The organism is Vibrio sp. YT-19(2023) (genome assembly GCF_033337395.1).
Genome location: NZ_JAWOQN010000189.1, coordinates 1 through 987 on the forward strand (window position 1 = coordinate 1; position 987 = coordinate 987).

Here is a 987-nt window from a genome sequence, read left to right on the forward strand (position 1 = left end):
TCCTTGTATTTATCGGAATTAAAACGGAAAGAAGACCGGAATTAATGTCAGTACCAATACGGAATACACAATCGAAATCGGCACACCAATTCGCACATAGTCGGTCAATTTGTAATTACCTACACTGTAAACCAACAAGTTGGTTTGATACCCGTAGGGAGAAATAAAGCTCGCGCTTGCGCCAAACAATACCGCCATAATAAATGGCATCGGATCCACTCCGTACCCGACAGCCATGCTATAGCCAATCGGAAATGCTAACGCAGCAGCGGCATTGTTGGTCACCAATTCAGTCAGCACCAAGGTCATGATGTATGTGGCCACCAGCGCACCAAATACGCCCCAGCCGTTAAACGCTTCGATAAACATTTCGCCCATCCTGACGGACAAGCCCGATGAAATCATCAGCTGCGCAATAGAGAGCGCAGAACCCACAATCACCACAATATCAATGGGAAAACGGCGGCGAAGCTCAGAGATTTGCACTATGCCAAACGCAATGAGTGCAATGATGTATACCGCGAGCCCTTTAATGATCGGCACAAGTTCTAGTAGTGCACAGGCGATAACCGCAGCAAAACCAATCAACACAATCGTCGATTTATTGGAGTCCAAACGTGCGCTGGAATCTAAGTCGTGCACTAACACAAATTCTTTACGGTGCGCTCGACGCTCAGATTCGAAACGCTTGCCCGGCACCAGCACTAAAGTATCGCCCGGAGCTAAGGTAATACTGCCCAATCCACCTTCTAAACGCTCATGCCCACGACGAATGGCGACAACAACCGCATCAAAACGATCGCGGAAGCGGCTTTCTTTCAAGGTCTTATGGCAGAAGGTTGCAGAGGAGCTGACCACCACTTCAATAAAGTTTTGACCATTCAAATGCTGTTGCCCAAATAGCGTCAGCCCCGGAATTTCTTGCAAGGTCGCCACACTTTCGACATCACCACAAAACAGCAGGCGATCTTTCGCTTTCAGCACGAA

The 987-nt window shown here is 48.2% G+C and carries 1 protein-coding gene; it reads right to left on the minus strand.

Annotated features, from left to right (window positions below; all coding sequences use genetic code 11):
- Positions 1 to 18 precede the first annotated feature (18 nt).
- Positions 19 to 987, minus strand: a 969-nt coding sequence (locus tag R7E78_RS24790; RefSeq protein ID WP_318058430.1) for an SLC13 family permease, incomplete at its 5' end; no start/stop codon positions are given.